This window comes from Paracoccus sp. DMF (assembly GCF_004407025.1).
Taxonomy (GTDB): domain Bacteria; phylum Pseudomonadota; class Alphaproteobacteria; order Rhodobacterales; family Rhodobacteraceae; genus Paracoccus; species Paracoccus aminovorans_B.
The window spans coordinates 1-931 of the sequence record NZ_SOKV02000160.1 but is presented as its reverse complement, the minus strand read 5'-3'; the positions used below and the strand labels follow the sequence as shown (position 1 = coordinate 931).

1 protein-coding gene is annotated in these 931 nt (G+C 70.7%); it reads left to right on the top strand.

All coding sequences use genetic code 11. From position 1 onward, the window contains the following. On the top strand, positions 1-931 hold a 931-nt coding region (locus tag E3D03_RS20945), incomplete at both ends, for a phage tail tape measure C-terminal domain-containing protein (protein ID WP_318013795.1).

Here is a 931-nt window from a genome sequence, read left to right as displayed (position 1 = left end):
CACGCGCATCAACAGCTTCATCGAGACCCTGAATGCCGCGCTGGCCCTCCTGCCGGAATGGGCCACTGGCGAAGGTGGGGTGCGGATTGGAACGCTCGATCCGGTGGAACTCGGCCGCATCGGCAATCCGTTCGAGGGCGCCGCGACCGCAGCCGGTGCCGCGGCCGCGGATGCCTTCTCGGCTGCGCTGGCACGCACCTATCTGGAACCGCCCGATCTTGGCCTCGGCGCGATGGCCGAGGATGCCCTCGCTCGGGCCGATGGGTTCCGCGAAGCGGCAGGCATGCTCGCCGATGCTGCCGGTCGGCCGCTGGCCAGCTGGCAGGCGTTGAAGGATGCCGTGACCGGCACAGGGAAGGAAGCCGAGGCCGCACTCGCCGATGCGGCCGCGTCGGCCGATGCTCTCACGGCCGGGCTGAATGACACGGCCACCGCCGCCGATAGCGCGGGCGGTGCCGCGCACGACGCTGGGGCCGCTGCAGCCGAAGGCGCGGACACCGCCCTGATCGGCTGGCAGGCCGTCACCGCGGCGCTCGCCGACTACGCCGCGAAGGCTCGCAACATTGGCGGCGATATCGGCAGCGCGCTGGTCGGGGCGTTTCAGAGCGCCGAGAACGCCATCGGCGACTTCGTGAAGACCGGCAAACTCGACTTCCGAGATCTGGTCACATCGATGATCGCCGATCTCGCCAAGCTCGCCGCCCGGCGTTTCATCCTTGGCCCCATCGCCAACGCCCTTTCCGGCGCGCTGGGCGGGGCAGGCGGGATTTTCGCAAACATCCTGCATGCAGGCGGGATGGTCGGCGGCCCGAGCCCCGGCCGGATGGTCCCGGCCCTGGCATTCGCGGGCGCGTCTCGGATGCACACCGGCGGTTGGGCCGGACTGCGCCCCGATGAAGTGCCCGCGATCCTGCAACGCGGGGAGCGGGTT